The 23,751-nt window shown below is 64.6% G+C and carries 22 protein-coding genes, 1 tRNA gene and 1 pseudogene; 8 read left to right on the top strand and 16 right to left on the bottom strand.

Annotated elements, in window-relative coordinates; translation table 11 throughout:
* Window positions 1-314: 314 nt before the first annotated feature.
* Window positions 315-530, top strand: a pseudogene (locus tag AC3EC3_RS15030) (helix-turn-helix domain-containing protein); the annotation flags it as partial.
* A gap of 77 nt (window positions 531-607) precedes the next feature.
* Complete coding sequence (locus tag AC3EC3_RS15025; protein ID WP_488490401.1) at window positions 608-1,690, top strand: tyrosine-type recombinase/integrase; 1,083 nt, start codon at window positions 608-610, stop codon at window positions 1,688-1,690.
* 35 nt (window positions 1,691-1,725) lie between these two features.
* Here AC3EC3_RS15025 and AC3EC3_RS15020 read toward each other — a convergent pair.
* From AC3EC3_RS15020 to AC3EC3_RS15005, 4 genes are all read right to left on the bottom strand, one after another.
* A tRNA-Lys gene (locus AC3EC3_RS15020) sits at window positions 1,726-1,801 on the bottom strand.
* A gap of 29 nt (window positions 1,802-1,830) precedes the next feature.
* Entirely contained in the window at window positions 1,831-2,322 is a 492-nt protein-coding gene (gene folK / locus AC3EC3_RS15015) for a 2-amino-4-hydroxy-6-hydroxymethyldihydropteridine diphosphokinase (protein ID WP_488490400.1), read from the bottom strand.
* A 26-nt stretch (window positions 2,323-2,348) separates the two neighbouring features.
* Complete coding sequence (gene aguB, locus AC3EC3_RS15010) at window positions 2,349-3,224, bottom strand: N-carbamoylputrescine amidase (protein WP_488490399.1); 876 nt, start codon at window positions 3,222-3,224, stop codon at window positions 2,349-2,351.
* A 30-nt stretch (window positions 3,225-3,254) separates the two neighbouring features.
* Window positions 3,255-4,028: a class I SAM-dependent methyltransferase gene (locus tag AC3EC3_RS15005; RefSeq protein WP_488490398.1), complete on the bottom strand. Its 774-nt coding sequence runs from the start codon at window positions 4,026-4,028 to the stop codon at window positions 3,255-3,257.
* 183 nt (window positions 4,029-4,211) lie between these two features.
* Here AC3EC3_RS15005 and msrA point away from each other — a divergent pair, with 183 nt between their 5' ends.
* Together msrA and AC3EC3_RS14995 are read left to right on the top strand one after the other, a co-directional pair.
* Entirely contained in the window at window positions 4,212-4,757 is a 546-nt protein-coding gene (msrA, locus tag AC3EC3_RS15000; RefSeq protein ID WP_488490397.1) for a peptide-methionine (S)-S-oxide reductase MsrA, read from the top strand.
* A gap of 355 nt (window positions 4,758-5,112) precedes the next feature.
* The gene (locus tag AC3EC3_RS14995) at window positions 5,113-6,192 is read left to right on the top strand and encodes a choice-of-anchor A family protein (protein WP_488490396.1); all 1,080 of its coding nucleotides are present in this window, start codon (window positions 5,113-5,115) and stop codon (window positions 6,190-6,192) included.
* A gap of 39 nt (window positions 6,193-6,231) precedes the next feature.
* Here the strand turns inward: AC3EC3_RS14995 and AC3EC3_RS14990 are convergent, their stop codons facing one another.
* Complete coding sequence (locus AC3EC3_RS14990) at window positions 6,232-7,461, bottom strand: RsmB/NOP family class I SAM-dependent RNA methyltransferase (protein ID WP_488490395.1); 1,230 nt, start codon at window positions 7,459-7,461, stop codon at window positions 6,232-6,234.
* A 53-nt stretch (window positions 7,462-7,514) separates the two neighbouring features.
* On the opposite strand from AC3EC3_RS14990, the gene AC3EC3_RS14985 reads away from it, so the two are divergent.
* On the top strand, window positions 7,515-7,709 hold the full coding sequence (locus AC3EC3_RS14985) for a DUF1674 domain-containing protein (protein ID WP_488490394.1): 195 nt from the start codon (window positions 7,515-7,517) through the stop codon (window positions 7,707-7,709).
* Window positions 7,710-8,168: 459 nt separating this feature from the next.
* On the opposite strand, the gene AC3EC3_RS14980 is transcribed toward AC3EC3_RS14985, so the two are convergent.
* Together AC3EC3_RS14980 and AC3EC3_RS14975 are read right to left on the bottom strand one after the other, a co-directional pair.
* Window positions 8,169-9,221 carry an endonuclease/exonuclease/phosphatase family protein gene (locus tag AC3EC3_RS14980; RefSeq protein ID WP_488490393.1) on the bottom strand — a complete coding sequence of 351 codons (1,053 nt, stop codon included), beginning with the start codon at window positions 9,219-9,221 and terminating at the stop codon, window positions 8,169-8,171.
* A gap of 119 nt (window positions 9,222-9,340) precedes the next feature.
* The gene (locus AC3EC3_RS14975; protein WP_488490392.1) at window positions 9,341-10,252 is read right to left on the bottom strand and encodes a LysR family transcriptional regulator; all 912 of its coding nucleotides are present in this window, start codon (window positions 10,250-10,252) and stop codon (window positions 9,341-9,343) included.
* Window positions 10,253-10,358: 106 nt separating this feature from the next.
* Between AC3EC3_RS14975 and AC3EC3_RS14970 the strand changes: the two genes are divergently transcribed.
* Entirely contained in the window at window positions 10,359-10,793 is a 435-nt protein-coding gene (locus AC3EC3_RS14970) for a DoxX family protein (protein ID WP_488490391.1), read from the top strand.
* 44 nt (window positions 10,794-10,837) lie between these two features.
* On the top strand, window positions 10,838-11,638 hold the full coding sequence (locus tag AC3EC3_RS14965; protein ID WP_488490390.1) for a DODA-type extradiol aromatic ring-opening family dioxygenase: 801 nt from the start codon (window positions 10,838-10,840) through the stop codon (window positions 11,636-11,638).
* Window positions 11,639-11,848: 210 nt separating this feature from the next.
* Here AC3EC3_RS14965 and AC3EC3_RS14960 read toward each other — a convergent pair whose 3' ends face one another.
* The 5 genes from AC3EC3_RS14960 to AC3EC3_RS14940 form a co-directional block, all read right to left on the bottom strand.
* A complete protein-coding gene (locus AC3EC3_RS14960) occupies window positions 11,849-12,406 on the bottom strand; it encodes a L,D-transpeptidase family protein (protein WP_488490389.1) in 558 nt (185 codons plus the stop codon).
* Entirely contained in the window at window positions 12,406-13,695 is a 1,290-nt protein-coding gene (locus AC3EC3_RS14955; RefSeq protein WP_488490388.1) for an adenylosuccinate synthase, read from the bottom strand. The genes AC3EC3_RS14960 and AC3EC3_RS14955 overlap by 1 nt, the downstream gene beginning before the upstream one ends.
* Before the next feature lie 395 nt (window positions 13,696-14,090).
* A complete protein-coding gene (locus AC3EC3_RS14950; protein ID WP_488490387.1) occupies window positions 14,091-15,215 on the bottom strand; it encodes an ATP phosphoribosyltransferase regulatory subunit in 1,125 nt (374 codons plus the stop codon).
* 380 nt (window positions 15,216-15,595) lie between these two features.
* Entirely contained in the window at window positions 15,596-17,182 is a 1,587-nt protein-coding gene (serA, locus tag AC3EC3_RS14945) for a phosphoglycerate dehydrogenase (RefSeq protein ID WP_488490386.1), read from the bottom strand.
* Window positions 17,183-17,305: 123 nt separating this feature from the next.
* Window positions 17,306-18,436 carry a phosphoserine transaminase gene (locus tag AC3EC3_RS14940; protein WP_488490385.1) on the bottom strand — a complete coding sequence of 377 codons (1,131 nt, stop codon included), beginning with the start codon at window positions 18,434-18,436 and terminating at the stop codon, window positions 17,306-17,308.
* A 183-nt stretch (window positions 18,437-18,619) separates the two neighbouring features.
* Between AC3EC3_RS14940 and AC3EC3_RS14935 the strand changes: the two genes are divergently transcribed.
* Window positions 18,620-19,321, top strand: a complete 702-nt coding sequence (locus tag AC3EC3_RS14935) for an extensin-like domain-containing protein (protein WP_488490384.1) — start codon at window positions 18,620-18,622, stop codon at window positions 19,319-19,321.
* 239 nt (window positions 19,322-19,560) lie between these two features.
* On the opposite strand, the gene AC3EC3_RS14930 is transcribed toward AC3EC3_RS14935, so the two are convergent.
* Genes AC3EC3_RS14930 through AC3EC3_RS14915 form a run of 4 tightly spaced genes read right to left on the bottom strand, consistent with a single transcriptional unit; the run spans window position 19,561 to window position 23,632 of the window.
* The gene (locus tag AC3EC3_RS14930; RefSeq protein WP_488490383.1) at window positions 19,561-20,316 is read right to left on the bottom strand and encodes a proteasome-type protease; all 756 of its coding nucleotides are present in this window, start codon (window positions 20,314-20,316) and stop codon (window positions 19,561-19,563) included.
* Window positions 20,317-20,371: 55 nt separating this feature from the next.
* Window positions 20,372-21,280 carry a transglutaminase family protein gene (locus AC3EC3_RS14925; RefSeq protein WP_488490382.1) on the bottom strand — a complete coding sequence of 303 codons (909 nt, stop codon included), beginning with the start codon at window positions 21,278-21,280 and terminating at the stop codon, window positions 20,372-20,374.
* 11 nt (window positions 21,281-21,291) lie between these two features.
* Window positions 21,292-22,230 (bottom strand): alpha-E domain-containing protein, encoded by a 939-nt coding sequence (locus AC3EC3_RS14920; RefSeq protein ID WP_488490381.1) that lies wholly within the window; start codon window positions 22,228-22,230, stop codon window positions 21,292-21,294.
* Window position 22,231: 1 nt separating this feature from the next.
* The gene (locus AC3EC3_RS14915) at window positions 22,232-23,632 is read right to left on the bottom strand and encodes a circularly permuted type 2 ATP-grasp protein (RefSeq protein ID WP_488490419.1); all 1,401 of its coding nucleotides are present in this window, start codon (window positions 23,630-23,632) and stop codon (window positions 22,232-22,234) included.
* Window positions 23,633-23,751 lie beyond the last annotated feature (119 nt).

The following is a 23,751-nucleotide window of genomic DNA, read 5'->3' as shown; positions in this document are numbered from 1 at the left end:
CGTGGATACCACGCGATGTCCGCCGCCCATCGTTCCATGGATATGTCTCCAGTTTACGCCAGGGTACGCCAGCGCCGCTTTTTCTGCGCCGCCCTACCCCCGTTTCAGAAATCCGGCGCGGCCTTCATATCGAAGGTGATATGTACGGATTGACCCAGCCGCCTTTCGCAGCCGGTGAACAACGATCGCTTTTGATCTGATGTTGCGGCTCAATAAACCTCAAAGGAGGTATCCCATGACCAAGTTCGAACCTCGAAAACTGCCTGCTTGCAGAACGAAAAACTTGGCCGGCACGCTACGAGCCTTTCTCGAGGGTGACCGTGCGTACGCCCGAGCCCCGGCAGCGCAGAAGAGCCGCAACCGGTCGGATCGAGACCGTGGCTAATACAACAGGAGGGCAGGACAAGCTGCTGAGCCTCAAGCAGGCTGCGGATTTCCTGGGCGTCCATCCCAATACATTACGAGCCTATGTTCGCGAAGGCCTCGTTCGCGGCGCCAAGCTGGGACGGGATTGGCGCTTTCAGCAGGCCGACCTTGTCGCCGATGTGCAGGCGCGATATTCTGCCAGTGCGCGGATGCGACTGGGTGCCGACCGAAAGGAGGCACAATGGCACTCTGGAAGCGTGCAAACATATACTACGTCAAACTCACAGCACCGGACGGAACGCTCCTTAGACATTCTACTGGAACGACCGACCGGAAAAAGGCCCGGGAATACCACGACAAGCTGAAAGCCCAGCTGTGGGATCTTGCCAAGCTCAAGCAGAAGCCAAAGCGAACATGGGACGAAGCGGCTTTACGGTGGTTGCAGGAAAAGAAGCACAAGAAGTCATACGCTGACGACGTGTTTCGGATCCGGTTCTTCACCCGTTTCCTGCGCGGCAAGACATTGGACCAGGTGAGCCGGGACACGATCGATGGGATCATCACGCGCCATCTCGCAAAGACTGCGCCGCGAACAAGGGATCTTTATGTGGCGCTCATTCGCGCCATTTTCCGGATCGCGATGCGGGAATGGGAATGGATCGAGACGATGCCTGCGTTCAAGACCTATGTCAGAAACGAGCAGCCTCGTGTGCGCTGGTTGACGCATGCACAGGCTGAGCGGCTTCTGGCCGAGTTACCGGAGCACCAGCAGGACATGATGTTGTTCGCGCTCGCAACTGGATTGCGACAAGGCAACATCAGGCGCCTGACCTGGGACCAGGTCGATCTTCGTCGCCGGATCGTGATGATCGCGCACGGCGAGACGAAGAACGGCAATGCGTTGGGCGTCCCGCTCAACGACCTGGCCATGGCGGTTCTGACGAGGCGTAAGGAAAAACAGACGGACCACGTTTTCACCTATCGGGGAATGCCGATCAACCAGGTGAACACCAAGGCGTGGAAGGATGCGCTCAAACGGGCCGGGATCGCCAATTTTCGTTGGCACGATCTGCGGCACACCTGGGCGAGTTGGCTCCGGCAGAATGATGTCCCCACATGGGTACTTCAGGAGCTGGGAGGTTGGAAATCGGACACGATGGTGCGTCGTTATGCGCACATGTCGGTCAAGCATTTACAGCCCTTTGCCGACCAACTGATTTTCGAGGGCACAAAGCCGATTGGCCAAGTGTTTGAAAAGTCAGAGGGGCAAGGTCACAAAAATGGTCACACCGCGAGCCGTCCCCGGCTCTATCTGGTGGAATGACCCAATACAAGTCATTGAAATGACTGGGGTTCCAATGGTGAGCCCTGCTGGGTTCGAACCAGCGACCTACTGATTAAAAGTCAGTTGCTCTACCGACTGAGCTAAGGGCCCCCTCTCGGCCATGGCCGGGTGGAAGGGCGTCACCTAGGCAGCTTGCGACGCTTGGTCAAGCGGGCATGATGATGTCTGGGGGTAAGTCCGCTCAACGGGTCGCGCCAGTGGGGGGCGATGCGGCGTGCCGGGGCCAGCACGAAGTCGCGACGACGGTAGAGTGGGTGCGGAATCACGAGATTATCGCCCGCATAAGCACCGCCGCTCCACAGCACGACGTCGAGATCGAGCACGCGGCTGCTCCACGCCTGCCCGCGCCGCTTGCGACCGAATTGCGCCTCGATCTCCAGCAGCAGATCGAGAAAAGGCTCCGGCTCCAGATCGCTGGCGACGACCGCCGCACCATTCGCGTAACGGCGCAACGACGGACCGATGGGCGCACTTTCCAGCAGTGGCGAGGCAGCCTCAATGCGCAGACCTGCTGTCGACAGCGCCTCGAGCGCCGCAGTCAGCACCCGGCGCGGGGGGCCGTACCGGGGATGCCGCCGGTTCGAACCGAGCGCGATCAGATAGTGGTGCATCGGCTCCGGTCCACCCGCCTGTTCGCTCAGATGTCCTGTGCGATGCGGGTGTAGAGTTGCGGGCGTCGGTCGCGGAAGAACCCCATGCCGGCGCGATGCTTGGCAGCACGGGCGAGATCAAGGCTGGTCACCAGCACGCCGGTCTCCTCGCGTCCGAATTCGGTAATGTAATCGCCCCACTCGTCGGTGATGAACGAGTGACCGTAGAACGTCTGTTCGGTATTGCACTCGCGCTCGATGCCGATGCGGTTGGCGGCGATCACCGGCATGCAATTGGACACCGAATGGCCCACCATCGCCCGGCGCCACATGCGCGAGGTGTCGAGAGCGGCGTCGTAGGGCTCCGATCCGATCGCGGTGGGATAGAGCAGCAGTTCGGCGCCCATCAAGGCCATCACCCGCGCGCACTCGGGATACCACTGGTCCCAGCACACGCCGACGCCGATACGGGTGACGCCGCCCGCATGGGGCACGTCCCAGACCTTGAACCCGTCGTTGCCGGGGCGGAAATAGTACTTTTCCTCATAGCCCGGACCATCCGGGATATGGCTCTTGCGATAGGTACCCATGATCTCGCCATCGGGACCGATCATGGCGAGGGTGTTGTAATAGTGGTGCCCGTCGCGCTCGAAGAAGCTGGTCGGGATGGTGATCTCCAGCTTTGCGGCCAGTGCGCGCATCGCGATCACCGAGGGGTGCTCCAGCGTCGGGCGCGCCGTCGCGAACAGCTCCTCTTCCTCGGTCTTGCAGAAATAGGGGCCGGAGAACAGTTCGGGCGGCAGCACCAGCGAGGCGCCCTTGGCCGCAGCCTCCTCGACCAGCGCCGAGACGGCCGCGATGTTCTCGGCCTCATCGGCAGAGCCAAGGGCCAGTTGCAGGGCAGCGACGGTAATCTGGGTCATGATCGGGCGGTCTCCTTGCGAGGCCCCTTATCAGTCCCGTCGCCGGAACAGAAGCGTCATGCGGTCGCTCTCGCCGATGGCCCGATACACGTCCTCGTGCTGGGGATCGCAGGCAAGTGTGGGCAGCAGCGACCAGACGCCGCCGGGATGGCCAGCACGGTCGAGCGGATTGGCGTTGATCTCGCTGGCGTCGAGAAAATCGAACCCGTGCGCAGCGACAAAGGCGATGGTCAGATCCTCTGGCAGATAGCCGTTCGCGCCATCGGCATGGTCCGGACCGGCGCCGGGCGGCGCGCGGTGCTGTTCGATTCCGAGCAGACCGTCAGGCTTGAGCAGATCGCGCAGGCGCAGCAGTTCGCGGCGCCCTTCCTCGCCCATCAGCAGGCGGTGCATGACCCGCAGGACCAGAACATGGTCGAAGCGCTCCTCCTCCTCGTGCGGCCAGTCGCGACACAGACGCGATCCCGGATCGAGCGGAAGCACCCGGTGGCAGCCCTGTGCGGAAAGGTAAGGTGCGAGCAGGCGCGAATACCAGCCGTCACCGGGCGCATATTCGGCCACGCGCATGTCGGGACGAACGCCGAAGAAGGCCAGCGTCTCTGCCGGATGACGATAGCGGTCGCGGCTCCGGTCGGCATGGCGCGAGGGATGTGCGACGGCCAGTTCCAGCAGGGCTTCAAATTCCAGCGCAAGACCCGAGGTCGATGGCGAGGGGCCGGGCGCCTGCGCATAGACGCCGCGCGGGGTATTGAGACCAAGGCCGAGGCCCAGGCCTACGGAAACCGATTCCAGGAATCGCTGCATGGCATTCTCCGTCTCTACCCCCGTTTGGTTTCGACGAACATTCGGACGTCGGCAGTGCCCCCTTCCGCTGACGGGGCCATCTGCTAACGGGTCAAATGTGAACGTAGGCCTGCTGCTCTGGCAACCCGGAAAAGTTTACCTATCTTGTCGCAAGACTCAGCGAATTCGAGGATTTTCATTACAATGCAAACGGCCATCATCGCAGGCGGATGCTTCTGGTGCACCGAGGCGGTGTTCCGCGACGTCGTGGGCGTCGACACCGTCGAAAGCGGCTATATCGGCGGCTCCGTGCCGAACCCGACCTACAAGCAGGTATGCGGCGGCGACACCGGCCATGCCGAGGCGATCCGCGTGACGTTCGACGAGACGGCACTGTCCTACGGCGATCTGCTCGACGTATTTCTGGGCACGCATGACCCGACGCAGCTCAACCGTCAGGGCAACGATGTGGGCACGCAGTACCGCTCGGCGATCTTCCCGATCGACGATGCGCAGCGCACCGAATCCGAGGCCGCGATCGGCCGCTGGAACGCGGACAACGGCGCGATGGCCGTCACCACCATCGAGGGCTTTTCGGACGGCGGACAGACCGCGCCGTGGTATCCCGCCGAGGACTATCATCAGGAATACTGGGACGGCGAAGGCCAGCGTAATCCCTATTGCCTCGCGGTGATCCCGCCCAAGCTGATGAAGCTGCGCAAGAGCTTCCAGAACAAGGTGAAGGGCTGACGCGACGGAGGTACACTCGTACCAACGCCCCTTTACTTGCAGGAGCACGCGGCCTGCGGTGTCCAACGACGGCACCGCAGGCCATTTTTATGCGCTACGGATACCAGAGTTTACAAGACGACGCGTGCAGCTTCACGGGACTTCCGACAGGAAATCCTTGTTCGTTAACCCCTTAGCGTAAAATATGTAATTATTACCTGAAAGTTAAGCGTCATAAGGCCGCAGTACCCCGTCTCGCTTCGAGACAATGGTAAACGTGCTCTCGTAACGTTTGCAAAAAATCCGTAATGAAGCGGCACACCACTTCGAGAGTTTCCCCGCAATGTCGTTCCTGAAGTCCGCCTCCGCGCGCCGGATGGCTACCCTTTCTGCAACCTGCGCACTGGCTGCCGGCCTGATGAGCGCGCCGCTGTTCGCGGATACCTCCGCCAGCCTGATCTCGGGCACGGACATCCTGCGCACGTGGAACCTCGTGGTGCTGGGCGACCTCAATTCGACGTCCGAGGTCGAGGGCAAGACCTTCGTCGGCGGCAACCTGACCGGCAGCTCGTCGAACTACCAGATCTCCTCGAGCGTGGCGAACGACAGCACCACACCCGGCCTGACCGTGGTGGGCGATGTCACCGGCAGCACCAAGAACCTCAACAACGGTTCCGGTGCGGTGATCGGCGGCAACGTCACCAGCGGGTTCAACCTCAACGGCGCGGCACAGACCGTCGAGGTGGGCGGGACGATCAGCAACACCAACGTCAACCAGAACACGGTCAACTCCGGGCTGGCCACCAGCGACCCCGACTTCGTGCAGAACCTGCAGCAACAGTCGAGCCTGATCCAGACCTCGATGACCGACCTGTCGCACCAACTCGGCACGCTGGCGACCAACAGCACTTTCGCGATCAGCGGCAACACCGGCACGTTCACCGCGCAGCCCGATTCCAGCGGCGTTGCGGTGTTCAACATCACCTCGGCCGACCTCGACAAGATCGGCGAGATTTCCTTCAATCTCAACGGCGCGGACACCGCGATCGTCAACGTCTCGGGCACGTCGATCACGTTGAACGACAACTTCCTCGGCGGCACCCAGAACCTGGGCGAGCATGTGATCTGGAACTTCGAGGATGCGACCTCGCTGACCGCCACGACCGCTTGGGGCGGCTCGGTGCTGGCGCCCGAAGCGGCGGCCACGACCTACAACTACATTCAGGGTTCGGCGGTGTTCGCCAGCCTGAACCAGTATGGCGAAATGCATGTCGGCACGTATGCCGGCACGTACGAGACGCCGTCAGGTGACAGCACACCGACCGATCCGGGCAGCACCTCGTCCTCCTCGGGCGGTGCGACTGCCGTGCCGGAGCCCGGCATGCTGGCGCTGATGGGCCTCGGTTTCAGCGCAATCGCGCTGCGCTTCCGCCGCCGCCCGCGCAAAGTGGCCTGAATAAAAAGGGCGCCGGATCGACTGGCGCCCTTTTTGCTTCTACTTCGTCCAGCGCGCGACGAAGAAACCGTCCAGCCCGCCCGCTTCGGGCAGCATGCCGGGATCGGTGCGTAGCCAGCCCTCGGCAGTCGGAGCCAGTCCTTCGGGCAGTTCGTCGGTGCGGATCGGCGCAGGCGTCAGTGTCGATTTTGCCGCCACGTCCTCGCCCTCTTCGGGCTCCATCGAACAGACCGCATAGACCAGCGTACCGCCCGGCTTGAGCCAGCCCGAAGCGCGTTCGAGCAGCTTGCCCTGCAAGTCCTGCATCTCGGCGATCTGGCGCGCGGTGATACGGTGGAGCACGTCCGGGTGGCGACGGCAGGTGCCGGTCGCCGTACACGGCGCATCGAGCAGGATCGCCTCGAACGGCGCTTCCGGCTCCCAGCCCAGCGCATCGCCGACCACGACTTCTGCGGACAGGCCCGTGCGCTCAAGGTTCTCGCGCAGGCGTTCCATGCGACGCTTGGCGATATCGAGCGCAGTGACCTGCCATCCCGCTGCCGCCAGTTGCAGCGTCTTGCCGCCCGGCGCGGCGCACAGATCGAGCACGCGGCGTCCCTCCCCGGCTCCCAGCAGGCGGGCAGGGATACCGGCCGCCAGATCCTGCACCCACCAGCCACCGTCGCGGAAACCTTCGAGATGCTCTACCGCCGAGCCGCGCGGCAGGCGCACATGGCCCGGCATCAGCGAGACGCCGCCGAGGCGCTCGGCCCAGCTGGTAGTCTCGGCGGGATCGCGCAGTGCAAGGTCGAGCGGTGGCGGAACCGCAAGGCCTGCCGCGATCTGCGCCCCGCGCGCGATCCAGCGGCCGGAAACGGTCTCGGGCAACGTCGGCATTTCGGGCAGCTTGGCCTCACGGCGCGTCAGCGTTGAGAACACCCCGTGCGCCAGACGGCGCGGACCGCCGGTGAGCAGTTCGAGACCCGTGGCGATCACCGCGTGAGGGGGCGTTTCGAGGCGCAGAACTTGTGCCAGCATGATCTCCAGCACCGCGCGCACCTTGGCATCGTCGGCCAAAGGCAGGCGCGTCGCCGAATCGATCAGGGCATCGAGATCGGTCTTCCAGCGCAGGACTTCGCCGGCGATGGCACGGGCGAGCGCACGGTCGGCATCGCCGCGCACGCGCGAGAGGGCAACGCCTGCCGCCTGGTCGAGCGTCTCGCCCCGGCGCAGCACGGCATCGAGAAGGGTCAGCGCGGCACGGCGCGCGGGTAAGCCGGGAATATCCATCCGCCCCCCTAACCCCGATTGCGTTTTCGCGCCAGCACCCCCACATGGAGCAAATGATCGAGCGCGCAACCTCCCGCTCCACCAGCCGCCCCAGCGACGGCTTCGTGAAGCCCGCCCACTGGACCTCCGAGCCCGCCCCTGCCCCGCAGACGGGCAGCGCGGTATCGACATCGGAGGAAGACCCCGACGGCCTCTCGCCCACCCGCTACGGCGACTGGGTGCGCAACGGCATCGCCGTCGATTTCTGAGACGCCGCAGGCGAACATCGACAGCCTGCTCGAAAGCCGCGAATGGCACAAGGTTGCCGGCGCCACCGAGGAGGCGATCGCCTTATTCCAATCCGTCGCTCCGTTTGAACTGCCAAAAAGCTATCTCTCGTTGCTACGCTTCAGCAATGGCAGAGAGGGGCCGTTGGCCGTTCAGCCTCTATGGTTATGCCCCGATCCCGTGGAAGTCGTCATCGAAACCGAACGACGGGGCACCTTTCACGAGTTTTTCGCAGGCCTGTTCGTAATAGGCGGCAATGGTGCAAGCGAGGCAATCGCCTTCGATCTGCGCGGTGGCTCTGCGCGGTGGTAGCGCGCCCTACCCGCTGGTGACGTTCGACATGGCTAACATCAACCTGGCCTCAAGCATTTGGCCGATCGCTCCCTGCTTCGATGACGCTCTCGACTTCATCGGTCGCGACGAGGCCTGATCCCTACGAATCAGATCGTATGCGCCGCCGTCCCTTTCGCAGGCGGCAGCGCGAAATGGACCATAACGCCCACGTGATCGGACAGCATGCGCCCGTCCGGATCCTTGCCGAAGCCCTGCACATCGCCGACCGGGGCGAAGGCCGCATTGCCTGCTGCGCGATAAGCCATCAGTGTCTTGGTAGACGTCAGCGAGGTGGAATTGAGGTCGTCCATCACCGGCTCGCGGCAATGTGCTCCACAGGTGTTTTCCTTGGCGGCCATCTGCAAGCCTGCTCCATCGAGCAGAGCCCCGCCCAGCATCGCACCGCGCTGGGGATAGTGGCCGATGTTGAAATCGCCCCCCAGCACCACCGCCGAGGCATCCGCCTCCAGCCCCTGCACGAACTGCGCAAGAACCGCCACTTCGCCATCGTAGGCCGCAAGCTGACGCTTCGCCTTCACGTCGGAATCGCCCGCCGCATTCAGGTGCGTATCGACAACGACGACCGGGCGATCCTGCCCCGGCACGGCCAGCGCCACCGCAAGAGCGCCCTTGTTGGCAAGACAGTCCCACCCCGCACAGCGTGACGGCCCGAAGGCGACTTTCTTGGTCCACAGGATCGGGTAGTCGGAGAAGACAGCGAGGCCGCTATTCTCGAACTTGCCGATGCCCTCGCCATGCCAGAAATGGCTGTGGCTGAGGTATTCGCGCTCCGCTGCCTCATCCACGGCGGCACCGTCCATGTGCTTGCCGGGGCCGTAGGCGGCATAGTGATAGCCCGCCATCATGCCGATCTGGCGCTGCGCGGTGCCGAAAGCCTCCTGCACCAGCACCACCTGCGGCTGCGTGCCCTCCGCCCGCATCTCCCCCAGACGTTCCGTGATCTTATGTGCCGCCGCGCCCCGGTTCCACGCGAACGGCCAGGGCAAACCTTCGACATTGTAGGACAGGATCGCGATCTGCGAGGGACGCGCGTCGGGATCTACGGTCGGCCAGCGCTCCGCCGGATCGCGCGCAATTTCCGCCGACAGACTGGTCGACATCAGGGCAACAAGGGCAAAGGCAAGCGTAAGCGGCTTCATCAAGAAACTCCGGCGCCCGAATCTTCCGTCGGGACACTCACATGCGACACGGGCCCGATGCACCCGGCCACATGAACGACACGAAAACGTCATGCGACAGTAACGTGACACCCGCCAACTTACCAGTCCCTCGCCGCTTGTGGAATATGCATCGCCAGATGTGCGACGAAGGCCCGCGTGCGTGCGGCGGGCCTTCGTGCCGGATGGGTCACGGTGTGTATCGCGCCAAGATCGAGCAGCGGCTCGCCAAGCTCGATCTCTTCCAGCGCTCCGCGCTCCAGATGCCCAGCCACGAAGAAGCGCGGACCGTAGACCAGCCCCTGCCCCGCCAGCGCAGCACGGACCAGCACCTCTCCGTTGTTGGCATGAAGCGATCCGTTCACCGGCACCTGCCGCTCCCCGCGCGGACCGAAGCCCCAATGCACCGGCCCGGTCAGCGCGCCAAGCGTATAGCCGAGGCAGTCATGCGCGGCGAGATCGTCAAGCCCTGCAGGCCGTCCTCGCCGGACAAGATAGTCTGGCGAGGCGCAGATGCTCATCCGCACCGGCGCGAGACGGCGGGCAAGCAGGGTCGAATCCGCCAGATGCCCGATCCGCACCGCCACGTCCCAGCGCTCCGCCAGCAGATCGACGAAGCGGTCGTCCAGTCCCAGTTCCACCGTCACCGCCGGATGCGCGCGGGCGAACGAGGCGACGAGCGGGGCCATGTGCAGCACACCGAAGGCGGCGGGCGCGGAAACCCGCAGCAGCCCGCGGACTTCACCCGAGCGCGCCGCTGCCTCGGCCTCGGCCTCCTCGAAATCGGCAAGCAGGCGCTCGGCACGGTCGAGATAGGCCTCACCCTCTGCGGTCAGGGAGAGCTTGCGGGTAGAGCGATGCAGCAGCGTAACGCCAAGCCGGGCCTCCAGAGCATTGAGATGCTTGGAAGCCATCGCCGGCGACATGCGCATCTCGCGCGCAGCAGCGGACAGCCCGCCCTTGCGCACCGCACGCACGAAAACCTCGATCCCGGTCAACCGATCGCTCGCCATTCAACACCTACAGTTGAAACTAATTCAATATCCAACACGATTATCATGCATAAGCGAAAAATCCATATGCGGGGCATCAGCCATCGTCCCCCATGAGGAAATGCACATGACAACGCCTACCCCCACTCTCTCTACGGCCCTCACGCCCAACACCGCCTATGCCCTGACGCTTCAGCGCGTAGTGCTCGGCGGCCTGTTTCTTGCCCACGCCGGGCTCAAGCTCTTCGTCTTCACGCCTGCAGGCACGGCCGCCTACTTCCAGAGCATCGGCCTGCCCGGACCGCTTGCCTATGTGACCATGGCGGTGGAAATCCTCGGCGGCCTCGCACTGATCCTGGGAATCTACGCCCGCATCGTCGCGCTGCCGCTGGCCGTGCTGCTGCTCGGCACCATCGCCACCGTCCATGCCGCCAACGGTTTCTTCTTCAACAACACCGGCGGCGGCTGGGAATACCCGGCGTTCTGGGCGCTTTCCCTGATCGTGCTGGCCATCGGCGGCGACGGCGCGCTGGCGCTTCGCCCCACGCCGACCAACCGCTAACAAACCGGCCGCTAACAAGCCAGCCGCCAACAAGGACGTCCGCGATGCCCCATACCTCAGCCACCCTTCCCGCCTTCTATATCCCGCACGGCGGCGGCCCCTGCTTCTTCATGGCAGATCCCGCCGGTGTCTGGACCGGCATGGCGGACTTCCTGCGCTCGCTGCCCGAACGCCTGCCCGGGCCCCCGCGCGCCATTCTGCTCGTCTCGGGGCACTGGGAGACCGACGGCTTCGCCTTCACCGGTGCCGAGCGCCCCGGCCTGATCTACGACTACTACGGCTTCCCGGCGCATACTTACGAGATCACCTATCCTGCGCCGGGCGCGCCGGGACTCGCCTCGGAGGCGGCAGGGCTGCTGCGCGCGGCGGGGCTCAAGGCCGGTGTCGACGCCCAGCGCGGCTGGGACCACGGGGTGTTCATCCCGCTCGCCGTGGCCTGGCCCGAGGCGAATGTGCCGGTTGTCGAGATGTCGCTCGACCGTTCGCTCGATCCCGCGCTCCACGCCGCCGCCGGACGCGCACTGGCGCCCTTGCGCGATCAGGGCGTGCTCATCCTGGGCTCGGGAATGAGCTTCCACAACATGCGCGCCTATCGCAACCCGCAGGCGACCGCCCCCTCACAGGTCTTCGATGCCTGGCTGGGGGAGGCCATCGCACAGCCTCCGCTCCAGCGCGAGGATGCCCTGTCGCGCTGGGCGGACGCGCCGAACGGCCGCTTCTCCCACCCGCGCGAGGAGCACCTGCTGCCGCTGATGGTCGCCGCTGCGGCCAGCGAGGCGCAAGGCGAACCTGTCTATGGTGAGCTGGTGATGGAAACCGCGATCTCGGGGTATCAGTTCGCGTGAGGTGCTGGGAACGCCCATACGGATTTCAAGCAAGCCGCAGACGCGTTCCATGCACCTGATATATCGCTAAATTCGACTGCGCCCCCGGTTTTCAGATACCGCGAAAAGGCGTAGCCCGAAAGTGCGTTGCCGGTCCTTGGCATCCCTCCCCCATCCCTCACGGGGGCCGGCGACGCGCTGTTCCTTCAGATTCAGATCACATCCGGCAATTCAGGGCAGGATATCGATCGGCGTGCCATCGGGCACCGCACGATAGACCGCATCCATCTGCGCATTCGACAGCGCGATGCAGCCGTCTGTCCAGTCCCCCTTCGCCCGCACGCCGCTGTTCGCACCGGGCAGATCGTTGGGCTGGCCATGGACCATAATCATCCCGCCCGCCGAACGTCCCTGCCCCGCCGCGTAGGCAGAATCCTGCGCGCTCGGATACGAGACATGCAGCGAGAGGTGGTAGGCGCTGTTCGGGTTGCCCCAATCGATCGTGTACTGGCCTTCGGGGGTCTTCTGGTCGCCCTCGAAGTGCTTGGGGCCAAGCGGATCACCGCCCAGTTGCAGGCCCTCGATCACGTGGACCTGCCCATCCACATCGACCAGTTCCATGCGCCGCTCAGCCTTGTGGACGCGGATCAGGGTGATCGGCGGCAGTGCCTCAACGCCCTGACCATCACCCTGCGCATCCTGCGCGGATACCGGCGCCCAGGGCAGCAGCAGCGCGGCGGCCAGCGCCGGAAGCAAAGTTCCAAGCCAGCCGCCGCGTGCCATCATCATCAATCCTGGAACGGATCGCGCACGAGGATGGTATCCTCGCGCTCGGGGCTGGTGGAGACCAGCGCCACCGGGGTCTCGATCAGTTCCTGCACGCGCTGGATGTACTTGATCGCCTGCGCGGGCAGGTCCGCCCACGAGCGGGCGCCCGCGGTGGTGCCCTGCCAGCCGTCCATCTCTTCATAGATCGGCTCGACATTGGCCTGATCTGCGGCATGGCTTGGGAAGTAGTCGAGAATCTTGCCGTTCAGGCGATAGCCGGTGCAGATCTTCACCTTCTCGAAACCGTCGAGTACATCGAGCTTGGTCAGCGCGATGCCGGTCACGCCCGAGATCGCGCAGGACTGACGCGTCAACACCGCATCGAACCAGCCGCAGCGGCGCTTGCGACCGGTGACGGTGCCGAATTCGTGGCCGCGCTCACCCAGACGCTGGCCGGTCTCATCTTCCAGCTCGGTCGGGAACGGGCCCGAGCCGACACGGGTGGTATAGGCCTTGACGATGCCCAGCACGAAGCCCGTCGCCGAAGGGCCAAGGCCCGAACCGCTCGCCGCCGTGCCCGAGACGGTGTTCGAGCTGGTGACAAAAGGATAAGTGCCGTGATCGACATCGAGCAGCACGCCCTGCGCGCCTTCGAACAGGATGCGGGCGCCAGCCTTCTTCACCTTGTTCAGGCGGCGCCAGACGGGCTGGGCGAACTGCAGCACGAAGGGCGCGATCTCTCGCAGGTCGGCAATCAGCTGGGCGCGATCAATCGGCTCCTGCCCGAAGCCCGCACGCAGCGCATCATGGTGCGCGCACAGACGGTCGAGCTGCGGCTCCAGATCGTCAAGGTGGGCCAGATCGCAGACGCGGATCGCGCGGCGGCCGACCTTGTCCTCGTAAGCCGGGCCGATCCCGCGACCGGTGGTGCCGATCTTGCCAGCCCCCGCAGCCGCTTCGCGCAGGCCGTCCAACTCGCGGTGGACGGGCAGGATCAACGGGCAGTTGTCGGCAATCGCAAAGTTCTCGGGGTTGATCTCGACGCCCTGACCGCGCAGCTTTTCCACCTCGGACTTGAGGTGCCAGGGATCGAGCACCACACCGTTGCCGATGATCGACAGCGTACCGGTGACGATGCCCGAAGGCAGCAGGCTCAGCTTGTAGACCTGATCGCCCACGACCAGTGTGTGACCGGCATTGTGGCCGCCCTGAAAGCGCACCACGGCATCGGCGCGGCTGGCCAGCCAGTCGACGATCTTGCCTTTGCCTTCGTCACCCCACTGGGCGCCGATCACGGTTACATTGGCCACGGATACACTCCTCCACCTGCCCGGTGATCCAGAAACGCCCTTCGACAGGACTCGGCGTAGCGGATGGAGCGGAGGGGGCGCAAGAGCGCTCCCGAATGTGCGGTGCGCGCCCTAGCGGATCGGGCGGGTGAGTCAAGGGTGGATGGGGCCGATGGGATGGACTGCCCGATCATTAAATTTCTGACGTCATCCCAGCGCAGGCTGGGATGATCTTTTCGAGCGGCTTTTATAGCGACCAGCGATCCCAGCTTTCGCTGGGATGACGAAGGAGAGGACGAGGTGACAAACCTCGGAACACGCCCCTCCCTCACCCACGCATAAGCGCCAGCGCCGGGAGACGTAACGGGGTCCGGGGCCCATGGCCCCGGAATCAGCCCTTAACCTCCAAAAAACCGTCAGAGCGCGACGGCATCTCCGCCTTCGAGGCGATGCGTGCAGCCCAGCGCAAGCGCATCGTCCTCGCCCCCCAGCGCAGCGACCGTCGTCCAGCCGACCGCGCGCAGGCGGGCAGCGACATCGGCATCGTGGTCCAGCGGCAGGAACAGCCGGTCCTTGGGCGCGGCGTCGGCGGCGAGCGCGTCGATCAGCTTGTCGGGATAGAGCGAGAAGCCGCAGGCCGCTTCACCTTCCCCGCCCTCGCTGTCGAGGATGCGGTAGGTGCCGCCGCGACCGAGGCTACCCGGCACGTTCTCGGCATAGATCATGAAGCCGAACCACGACTGGTATTCGAAGCCGTGACGCTCGGACGGGTCGAGCGTGAGGCGTGCCTTGCCGCCAACGCGCGCGGCGATCTCGCGAAGGCCCGCGATGCGGCTGGCCAAGACACCGCCGACGTCAAATTTCGCGAGCCGCTCGATTGCGGCATCGAACGGGCCGACGGCATAGAGCAACGGCAGATACGCCTGTCCGCCCACATCGACCAGACCGCCCGCGTCCTTGGAATCGAGCATCTGGCGCACTTTCTCAACCCGCGAAGCAGCCAGCGGCAGCGCCTCGCGAGAGAGGGTGTCGACCAGATCGGGCAACGTGAAATCGACCGATATGCCGGTGGCCCCGGCAGCGGCCAGCGCCTCGATAGCGACTTCGACGATTTCGGCAGCGGCGGCCACGCTATCGGTGCCGACCAGTTCGACGCCCAGTTGGAGGCGTTCGCGCACCGGATCGAGGCCATCGCCCTTCACGGTGACGACCTGCCCGCCATAGCATAAGCGCAGCGGACGGGCGGCGCGGGCAAGCCCGGTCGCGGCGATGCGGCCCACCTGCACGGTGATATCCGAGCGCATCGCCAGCGTGCGCAGCGAGAGTGGATCGACGAAGCGGAACATGCGTCGCACGCTAACGTTCGCCATACGGCTGGCGAGCGACTTCTCGAACTCGATCATCGGCGTCTCGACGCGGGCGTAGCCATGGCGCGCCATGACGTCGAGCGCCTCGCGGCGCACGCGCTGGGCGGCAGTGGCCTGTGTCGGAAGACGGTCGCCCAGTCCCTCGGGCAGCAGATCGCGGTCGGTGTCGTGCATAATGAGGCGGGCCTTAGCGCCATGTTGCGCGCTTGTCGAACGAGTCTGGGGCATTTCGGGCAAGGAAAGCGAAGGCGCTGGGCAAGCGTGCGCAACAACCGTTTTCCTACAGGAACGCGATGAGGGTATCGGACAGGAATGCCCTCCCACCTCCGGCCCCCTCCATCCCCTTTCAGCCTGTCACTCTGCCTGCCGGTAAAGTGCCACAGGCGTCCTTCAAGATGCCGGAAAGGCAAAGTGACACTTCCCCTCTGGACCGTGTCAACTGTGTCAACCAGAGTGTCACCTTGCGTGTGAACACCCCGCCACCCGGACGCGAAAAAGGGCGGTGCCCTGCGGCACCGCCCTTCCCTGTTTCGTTAATTCAACCTGTTGAACAATCAGGCGAACTTGAGCGCCTTGACCGTCTTCACGCCGGGCAGCGCCGTTGCCGCCTTGAGCACGTCTTCCGACACGGCTGTATCGACCGAGAGCAGCAGCACTGCCTCGCCACCCGCCGCACGGCGACCGAGGTTGAACGTGCCGATGTTGATCGCGTTCTCGCCCAGCAGCGTGCCGATGCGACCGATGAAGCCGGGCGCGTCCTCGTTGACGATGTACATCATCGGGCCCGTCAGTTCGGCCTCGACCTTGATGCCGAACATCTCGACAAGGCGCGGCTCGACGTTGTTGAACAGCGTGCCCGCAACCGAGCGCTCGCCCGCCTCGGTCTTCACCGAAACGCGCACCAGCGTGTGGTAGTCGCCCTCGCGCTCGGTCTTGACCTCGCGCACTTCAAGACCGCGCTCCTTGGCGAGGTACGGCGCGTTGACCATGTTCACCGTGTCCGACTGGACGCGCAGGAAGCCTGCGAGAACCGCCGCGACGATCGGCTTGATGTTGAGTTCTGCCGCAGCGCCCTCGACGTGGATCGAGATGCGCGGCACCGAGTCCACGGTCAGCTGACCGACCATCGAACCCAGCTCTTCGGCCAGCTTCATGTAGGGCTTGAGCTTGGGCGCTTCCTCGGCGGAGAGCGAGGGCACGTTCAGCGCGTTGGTGACGCCGCCCGAAACGAGGTAGTCGGCCATCTGCTCGGCCACCTGCAGCGCCACATTGACCTGCGCTTCAGTAGTCGAGGCGCCAAGGTGCGGCGTGCAGATGAAGTTCTTGGTACCGAACAGCGGCGAGTCCTTGGCGGGCTCGGTCTGGAACACGTCGAGCGCGGCGCCGGCGATGTGGCCGGAATCGAGCAGATCCTTGAGCGCGGCTTCGTCGACCAGACCGCCACGCGCGCAGTTGACGATGCGCACGCCCTTCTTGGTCTTGGCGAGGTTCTCTGCCGAGAGGATGTTGCGGGTCTGGTCGGTCAGCGGCGTGTGCAGCGTGATGAAGTCCGCACGGGCGAGCAGCGTGTCGAGATCGGCCTTCTCGACGCCCATTTCCACGGCGCGCTCGGGCGTCAGGAACGGGTCGAAGGCGACGACCTTCATGCGCAGGCCCAGCGCACGGCTGGCGACGATCGAGCCGATGTTGCCCGCACCGATCAGGCCCAGCGTCTTGCCGGTGACTTCAACGCCCATGAAGCCGTTCTTCGGCCACAGGCCCGCCTGGGTCTGGGCATTGGCTTCGGGAAGCTGGCGCGCGAGGGCAAAGATCAGCGCGATGGCGTGCTCTGCCGTAGTGATCGAGTTGCCGAACGGCGTATTCATCACCACGACGCCCTTGGCCGATGCCGCCGGGATATCCACGTTATCCACGCCGATACCGGCACGACCGATGACCTTCAGATTGGTCGCGGCTTCGAGAATGGCAGGCGTCACCTTGGTCGACGAGCGGATGGCGAGGCCATCGTACTCACCGATGCGGGCGATCAGCTGTTCGGGAGTTTCACCGGTGATGACGTCAACGTCGCAGCCCATCTCCTCGAAGATACGGGCGGCGTTGGGGTCCATCTTGTCGGAAATGAGAACTTTGGGCTTGGTCATGGAATGTATCCTTGCGCACCTTGCCGCGACACGGACGCAATTCAGGCGTCGGCGCGGCATTGGAAAGAAGCGGAACCCCTGCGACCTTGCAGGGGCTTCGCCAGTATCGGATCGGTAGTTGGGTCAGACCGCCTTGACAGTGGCGTAGGCCCAGTCGAGCCAGGGACCGAGCGCCTCGATGTCGGCGGTGTCGACCGTGGCGCCGCACCAGATGCGCAAGCCTGCCGGAGCATCGCGGTATCCGGCGATGTCGAAGGCCGCGCCTTCCTTTTCGAGGAGAGCGGCGAACTTCTTGATGAAGTCGGCATCCGCGCCTTCGACGGTCAGGCAGACCGAGGTCTTCGAACGGGTGCCCGAATCCACCGCGAGGTGGCCCAGCCAGTCACGCTCAGCGACGATCTTGTCGAGCGCGTGCGCGTTGGCGTTCGAGCGGGCCATCAGCCCTTCGAGACCGCCCAGACCCTTGGCCCATTCGAGCGCGAAGATCGCATCCTCGACGGCGAGCATCGAGGGAGTGTTGATGGTCTCGCCCTTGAAAACGCCCTCGGCCAGCTTACCCTTCGAGACAAGGCGGAACACCTTGGGAAGCGGCCAGTTGGGGGTGTAGTTCTCAAGCCGTTCGACCGCGCGGGGGCCGAGGATCAGCACGCCGTGGCCGCCCTCGCCGCCCAGAACCTTCTGCCACGAGAACGTGGCAACATCGATCTTGGTCCAGTCGATGTCATAGGCGAACACCGCCGAGGTGGCGTCGGCGAAGGCAAGGCCCTCGCGGTCGGCCGGGATCCAGTTGGCATCGGGAACGCGCACGCCCGAGGTGGTGCCGTTCCAGGTGAACAGCACATCGTCCGACCAGTCGATCTTGTCGAGGTCGGGCAGCTGGCCATAGTCGGCGCGCACGACGGTCGGTTCGAGCTGAAGCTGCTTGACGGCGTCCGTCACCCAGCCCTCGCCGAAGCTTTCCCAGGCAAGGGCGGTGACGCCGCGGGCGCCGAGCATGGTCCACATGGCCATCTCGAAGGCGCCGGTGTCCGAACCGGGGACGATACCGATGCGGTGCGTATCGGGCAGGCGCAGCACTTCGCGCATCAGGTCGATGCAGTAGGCGAGGCGCGTCTTGCCGATCTTCGCACGATGCGAACGACCCAGCGATTCGGTAAAAAGCTTTTCGGGGGAATAGCCGGGCGGCTTGGCGCAGGGGCCCGACGAGAAGTGCGGACGCGCAGGCTTGCGCGCCGGAATCATAATATCAGTCATTTCTGACTCTCCTTACAGAGAGCACGCGCGGCGTTGGGACCGCGTGGCCCGGAGCCGCGTTTAAAGTGCGCTGGCGGCATGTCAATCGCACTTTGTCGAAACTGGAGGCCGGGGCGACGAAACGATGTTGTTTTCCACGCGTTGGCAAGCTGCAGTTAAGCCTTGGGGGGCACACTCAAGTCCATGCGTATAAACACGAAGATCCTGCTCGGAATCCTGCCGGTGGTCCTGACACTGGCCTTGCTGAGCGGGTGCATCGGCGGTCAGGGAGCGCGTGATCGCGCCGAGTCGCGGCGCCCGCCGGGGCGGATGCAGTCACGCCCCGCACCGGTTCCGCGCGTAATCAGCGACCAGCAGTGCATCGCTGATCTCAGCGCCCGCAGCGCGCAGTTCACACCCCTGCCCGATCGCTATTACGGATCGGGCTGCACGACGCTGGGAACGGTCCGACTGGTCAGTCTGGCGAGCGATTCGTCGCGGATGGAAGTGACCAACCTCGGCCCCGTCACCTGTTCGATGTCCGAAGGCTTTGCCGGATGGGCGCGATTCGGCGTGGACCGCGCCGCGCGGCAGATCCTCGGCAGCCCGGTGGTGAAGATCGAGACCTTCGGCAGCTACAACTGCCGCAATGTCGCGGGCACCAACCGCCTTTCCGGCCACTCCACGGCCAATGCGATCGACGTCTCCGGTTTTGTACTCGCAGACGGACGCCGGGTGACGGTGCTGGGCGACTGGAGCGGCGGCACGGCGGACGAGCGCGAGTTCCTGCGCGTGGTTCACGACAGCGCCTGCAAGCGCTTCGGCACGGTGCTTGGCCCCGGCTACAACAGCGCGCACCAGAATCACTTCCATCTGGAGGCCACGCCAGGGCGCTTCTGCCGCTAAGCCGCTCGACAAATACAAGGAAGCCACGATGCACGTATTCATCGTCGGCGGCACCGGCAAGGCCGCAACGGACGTGGCCCTGCCCTACGGCAGCGTGACCCGAGACGGCGTTGCCGCCGTGCTGGCCGCGCTGCTGGAGACGCCGCAGATACGCCTCCGGATCATCGAGCCGACCGAAGGTGCAGAACCGGTGCCGATTGCCGTCCAGCGGCTGGCGCACGAATGGGGCTGGCAGGCGCTCAGCGCTTGCTGTCGCGCTCCATCACGTAGTCCGGCAGGCCATCGAGCGCTTTCTTCAACGCCTCGCCCCAGCTGTTGGACAGGGTGGCGAAGTATGGATCGTCGCCGTCGATGCGCCGCTCCTGCAAGGGCTCGAAGGTATCGCGCTCGACCACCAGCAGGTCGAGCGGCAGACCGACCGAGAGATTCGCCTTCAGGGTCGAATCGAAGCTGACGATCATCAGCTTCACCGCCTCCTCGAAGCTCATGTCCTTTTCATAGGCACGGATCAGGATCGGGCGGCCGTACTTGGTCTCGCCGATCTGGAAGAAAGGCGTATCGAAGCTCGCCTCGATGAAGTTGCCTTCGGGGTAGATCAGGAACAGGCGCGGCTCCATGCCCTTGATCTGGCCCGCCACGATGATCGAGGCATTGAAAGTGCCCGCCGCCGCGTGCTGGCCGTTGTCCTGCGCGGAGTTGGCGATCGTATCGCGCAACAGCTCGCCCACCGCCGTCGCCACCTGGAACATGGTCGGCGCTTCGAGCAGCGAATTATGCCGCTCGGCAGGTGCCTTGTTGCGCTCTTCCAACTGGCTGATCACCGCCTGCGTCGTGGCGAGATTGCCCGCCGTCATCACCGCGATCAGTCGCTCCCCCGGCACCGACCAGTGGAACATCTTGCGGAACGTGGAAATGTTGTCGACGCCGGAGTTGGTGCGCGTGTCGCTCATCAGAACGAGCCCGCGATCCAGCACCATGCCCACACAATAGGTCATGTCGTATCTTAGTCCTGCAACCCTTATGAACGCCCCACCCCGGAAGCGCGGACGATCAGCCGCCCTGCACCTGCTGCCCCGACGACGCGGATTGGGATTGGGACTGGCCCGAATCCGACCCCGAATCCGACTGGGACTGCTGCTGCGCCTGGCTTCCTAGCATCTTCTCACCCACCGATAAATGAACGGAGAGGCTGGTATCCCCCGCACCTACGGCAAGCCCGGTGACAGGCGCCGCTTCGGCATAGTCGCATCCGGTGGCGACACGGATATAACGCTCGTCCGGGCAGATGGCGTTGGACACGTCGAAGCCCACCCAGCCCAGCCCCGGCACATGGGCCTCGGCCCAGCCATGCCCGGCCTCCTGCTCGTCCTGCCCTTCCATGCGCAGATAACCACCGACATAGCGCATCGGGATGTCCAGCAGGCGCCCCGCCGCGATCAGCACATGGGCGTGATCCTGACAGACGCCTTCGCCGCGCACCAGCGCTTCCTCCGCCGTGGTCGCCGCATCGCTGGCGCCCTTGGTGTAGGCGATCCGCTCCCCCACAGCCTGCGAAAGGTGGTGCAGCATGTCGAGCGGATTGGCACGGTCGAGCGCGGTATCGCTCACCAGATCGCGGATCGCCGGGCCGGGGCGCGTCAGCGCGGTGGGTCGCAGGAAACACCACAGCGGCATCAATCCCGAGTGCGACCCGGTAACGCCGTTGTTGTCCACCGTCTCCACCTCGCCCCGGCAGGTGATGACGACTTCCTCCACGCCCGGATCGATGGAGACGAGCACGGTGCGATTGTCGTTCTGATCGACATATTCCGCCTCGGGCTTGGCACCGAGATAGCCCACCGACCAGTCGATCACGCGCTGGCCGTGCGTGGACTTGGGCCGCAGCCGCAGGCGTTGCAGGCCGTGCGAGACGCCCTGCGAGAAGCCGTAGCGAGTGGTATGGGCAACGCTGAGCAGCATGGTCCCGGCTCCTATTCGACGAAACGGTAATCGGCGGCGATGGCCGTGCCGATGCGGATATTGCGGGCAATGAAGTCCTGCAGGAATTCGTGCAGGCCATGGTCGAAGATATCGTCGATCGAGGTCTGGTGCAGCCGCGCCCCGGCATCGCGCAGCAGTTCGTGCGCTGCCGTTTCGCGCCCGTACTGCTTGGCGAGCCCGGCCATATTGCTGCGCACCTTCTCGTAACAGAAGGTCAGACTGCGCGGGAACTGGCCGTCGAGGATCAGGAAGCGGGCGATGTCGCGCGGGTCCATGGTGCCTGCGTTGAGCCAGGAATAGGCCCGGTTGCCCGCCACCGAGCGCAGCAGCGTATCCCACTGCACGTTGTCGAGACTGGAGCCGACCCACGCCACCGACGGCAGCAGCACGTAGTACTTCACGTCCAGGATGCGCGCGGTGTTGTCCGCCCGCTCGATGAACGTGCCAATCCGCGCGAAGTTGAAGACATCGTTACGCAGCATCGTGCCTTCCAGTGCGCCGCGAACCAGCGTCCCCTGCCGCCGGATGGTGGTGAGCACGTCTCCCAGATCCGCCTCGCGCACGGGGCGGGCCAGCAGCGCACGGATGGTCATCCAGCTTTCGTTGGTGGCTTCCCATACCGAGTTGGTGATGCTGGTGCGCACCATGCGTGCGTTGGTGCGCGCATTCTCGATCATCTGCAGCACCGAGCCGGGATTATCCCGGTCGCGCAGCAGGAAGTTGAACACCTGCGCCCCGGAGAAATCGTCATGCCGTGCAGTGTATTCGTCGAGCAGGCCGGTGGTGGTGAGCACCGACTTCCACTCCTCGTCCGCCGACTTGCGCGTCAGCGCGAGGTGGAAGCCGACGTCGATCAGCCGCGCGGTATTCTCCGCCCGTTCGAGATAGCGGCTCATCCAGTAGAGCCCGTTGGCAGCGCGTCCCAGCATCTTATTCGTCCAGCACCCAGCTGTCCTTGGTCCCGCCCCCTTGCGAGGAATTGACCACAAGAGAGCCCTTCTTCAGCGCCACGCGGGTCAGGCCGCCGGGCGTAATCTCGATACCGTTCGGGCTGACCAGCACGAAGGGCCGCAGATCGACATGGCGCGGCGCGAGGCCTTCCTTGGCGAAGATCGGCACGGTCGAGAGCGAGAGCGTGGGCTGCGCGATGTAGTTCGACGGCTTGGCTCGCAGCTTCGCCTCGAACTCGGCCAGTTCCTTCTTCGAGGAGGTCGGCCCGATCAGCATGCCGTAGCCGCCCGATCCGTGGACTTCCTTGACGACGAGATCGGCCAGATTGTCGAGCACATAGGCCAGCGCCTCCGGCTCGGAACAGCGCCAGGTCGGCACATTGGGCAGCAAGGGCTTCTCACCGGTGTAGAACTCGACGATCTCGGGCATGTAGCTGTAGATCGCCTTGTCGTCGGCGATGCCCGTGCCCGGCGCATTGGCGATGGTGACGCCGCCCGCACGGTAGACGTCCATGATGCCTGCGATCCCCAGTACCGAGTTCGGATTGAAGCTGAGCGGATCGAGATAATCGTCGTCCACCCGGCGATAGATCACGTCGATCGCCTTGTAGCCGGTGGTCGTGCGCATGCACACGCGCCCGTCGACGACGCGAAGATCGCTGCCCTCGACCAGTTCGGCGCCCATCTGGTCCGCCAGAAACGCATGCTCGAAATAGGCCGAGTTGTAGATACCCGGCGTCAGCACCGCCACCACCGGACGATGTCCGCGAAACGCCGGCGGCGCGCAGGCTCGCAGCGAATGCGCCAGACGGCGCGGATAGTCGGAGACGGGCCGCACCGGAACCTTGGTGAACAGCTCGGGGAACATCGACATCATCGTCTCGCGGTTCTCGAGCATGTATGAGACCCCGGACGGCGTGCGGGCGTTATCTTCCAGCACCATGAACTCGTCAGGGCCGGTGCGGACAAGATCGATGCCGACGATATGCGTGAAGACGCCGCCCGGCGGCGTCATCCCGATCATCTGCGTCAGGAACGCCTCGTTGTTGCGCAGCGCCTCGATCGGCAGACGGCCCGAACGGATGATCTCCTGCCGGTGATAGAGATCCTGCAGAAAGGCGTTGAGCGCGCGCACCCGCTGCTCGATGCCCTTGGTCAGCTTGCGCCATTCCTGCGCCGTGATGATCCGGGGGATCATGTCGAACGGGATCAGGCGCTCCTCACCCGCATCCTCGCCATAGACGTTGAAGGTGATGCCGATGCGGCGGAAGAAATGCTCGGCCTCGGCGTCCTTGCGCTTCAGCCAGGCGCGATCCTGGGCATCGTACCAGTTCCGGAAATCTGCATAGGCAGGGCGGACCGAACCGTCCGCATTCAACATTTCGTCGAAGTTCTGTACCTTGGTGCCGCTCACTCGTGACTCCCGTTTGACCTTGTGATGCAACAAGGAAACGGGCTTGCCAAGCGGTTCCACCGCGCCTGCGAAATAAAAATGCAGAA

The organism is Novosphingobium sp. BAM6, from assembly GCF_057784955.1.
This window is presented reverse-complemented; position numbering and strand designations above follow the sequence as displayed.

Excerpts from the sequence above, each read along its gene's own strand:
- AC3EC3_RS15025 (WP_488490401.1), top strand. The coding sequence starts at position 608 with ATGGCACTCTGGAAGCGTGCAAACATATACTACGTCAAACTCACAGCA.
- folK (WP_488490400.1), bottom strand. The coding sequence starts at position 2,322 with ATGCACCACTATCTGATCGCGCTCGGTTCGAACCGGCGGCATCCCCGG.
- aguB (WP_488490399.1), bottom strand. The coding sequence starts at position 3,224 with ATGACCCAGATTACCGTCGCTGCCCTGCAACTGGCCCTTGGCTCTGCC.
- AC3EC3_RS15005 (WP_488490398.1), bottom strand. The coding sequence starts at position 4,028 with ATGCAGCGATTCCTGGAATCGGTTTCCGTAGGCCTGGGCCTCGGCCTT.
- msrA (WP_488490397.1), top strand. The coding sequence starts at position 4,212 with ATGCAAACGGCCATCATCGCAGGCGGATGCTTCTGGTGCACCGAGGCG.
- AC3EC3_RS14995 (WP_488490396.1), top strand. The coding sequence starts at position 5,113 with ATGGCTACCCTTTCTGCAACCTGCGCACTGGCTGCCGGCCTGATGAGC.
- AC3EC3_RS14990 (WP_488490395.1), bottom strand. The coding sequence starts at position 7,461 with ATGGATATTCCCGGCTTACCCGCGCGCCGTGCCGCGCTGACCCTTCTC.
- AC3EC3_RS14985 (WP_488490394.1), top strand. The coding sequence starts at position 7,515 with ATGATCGAGCGCGCAACCTCCCGCTCCACCAGCCGCCCCAGCGACGGC.
- AC3EC3_RS14980 (WP_488490393.1), bottom strand. The coding sequence starts at position 9,221 with ATGAAGCCGCTTACGCTTGCCTTTGCCCTTGTTGCCCTGATGTCGACC.
- AC3EC3_RS14975 (WP_488490392.1), bottom strand. The coding sequence starts at position 10,252 with ATGGCGAGCGATCGGTTGACCGGGATCGAGGTTTTCGTGCGTGCGGTG.
- AC3EC3_RS14970 (WP_488490391.1), top strand. The coding sequence starts at position 10,359 with ATGACAACGCCTACCCCCACTCTCTCTACGGCCCTCACGCCCAACACC.
- AC3EC3_RS14965 (WP_488490390.1), top strand. The coding sequence starts at position 10,838 with ATGCCCCATACCTCAGCCACCCTTCCCGCCTTCTATATCCCGCACGGC.
- AC3EC3_RS14960 (WP_488490389.1), bottom strand. The coding sequence starts at position 12,406 with ATGATGATGGCACGCGGCGGCTGGCTTGGAACTTTGCTTCCGGCGCTG.
- AC3EC3_RS14950 (WP_488490387.1), bottom strand. The coding sequence starts at position 15,215 with ATGCACGACACCGACCGCGATCTGCTGCCCGAGGGACTGGGCGACCGT.
- serA (WP_488490386.1), bottom strand. The coding sequence starts at position 17,182 with ATGACCAAGCCCAAAGTTCTCATTTCCGACAAGATGGACCCCAACGCC.
- AC3EC3_RS14940 (WP_488490385.1), bottom strand. The coding sequence starts at position 18,436 with ATGACTGATATTATGATTCCGGCGCGCAAGCCTGCGCGTCCGCACTTC.
- AC3EC3_RS14935 (WP_488490384.1), top strand. The coding sequence starts at position 18,620 with ATGCGTATAAACACGAAGATCCTGCTCGGAATCCTGCCGGTGGTCCTG.
- AC3EC3_RS14930 (WP_488490383.1), bottom strand. The coding sequence starts at position 20,316 with ATGACCTATTGTGTGGGCATGGTGCTGGATCGCGGGCTCGTTCTGATG.
- AC3EC3_RS14925 (WP_488490382.1), bottom strand. The coding sequence starts at position 21,280 with ATGCTGCTCAGCGTTGCCCATACCACTCGCTACGGCTTCTCGCAGGGC.
- AC3EC3_RS14920 (WP_488490381.1), bottom strand. The coding sequence starts at position 22,230 with ATGCTGGGACGCGCTGCCAACGGGCTCTACTGGATGAGCCGCTATCTC.
- AC3EC3_RS14915 (WP_488490419.1), bottom strand. The coding sequence starts at position 23,632 with ATGTTGAATGCGGACGGTTCGGTCCGCCCTGCCTATGCAGATTTCCGG.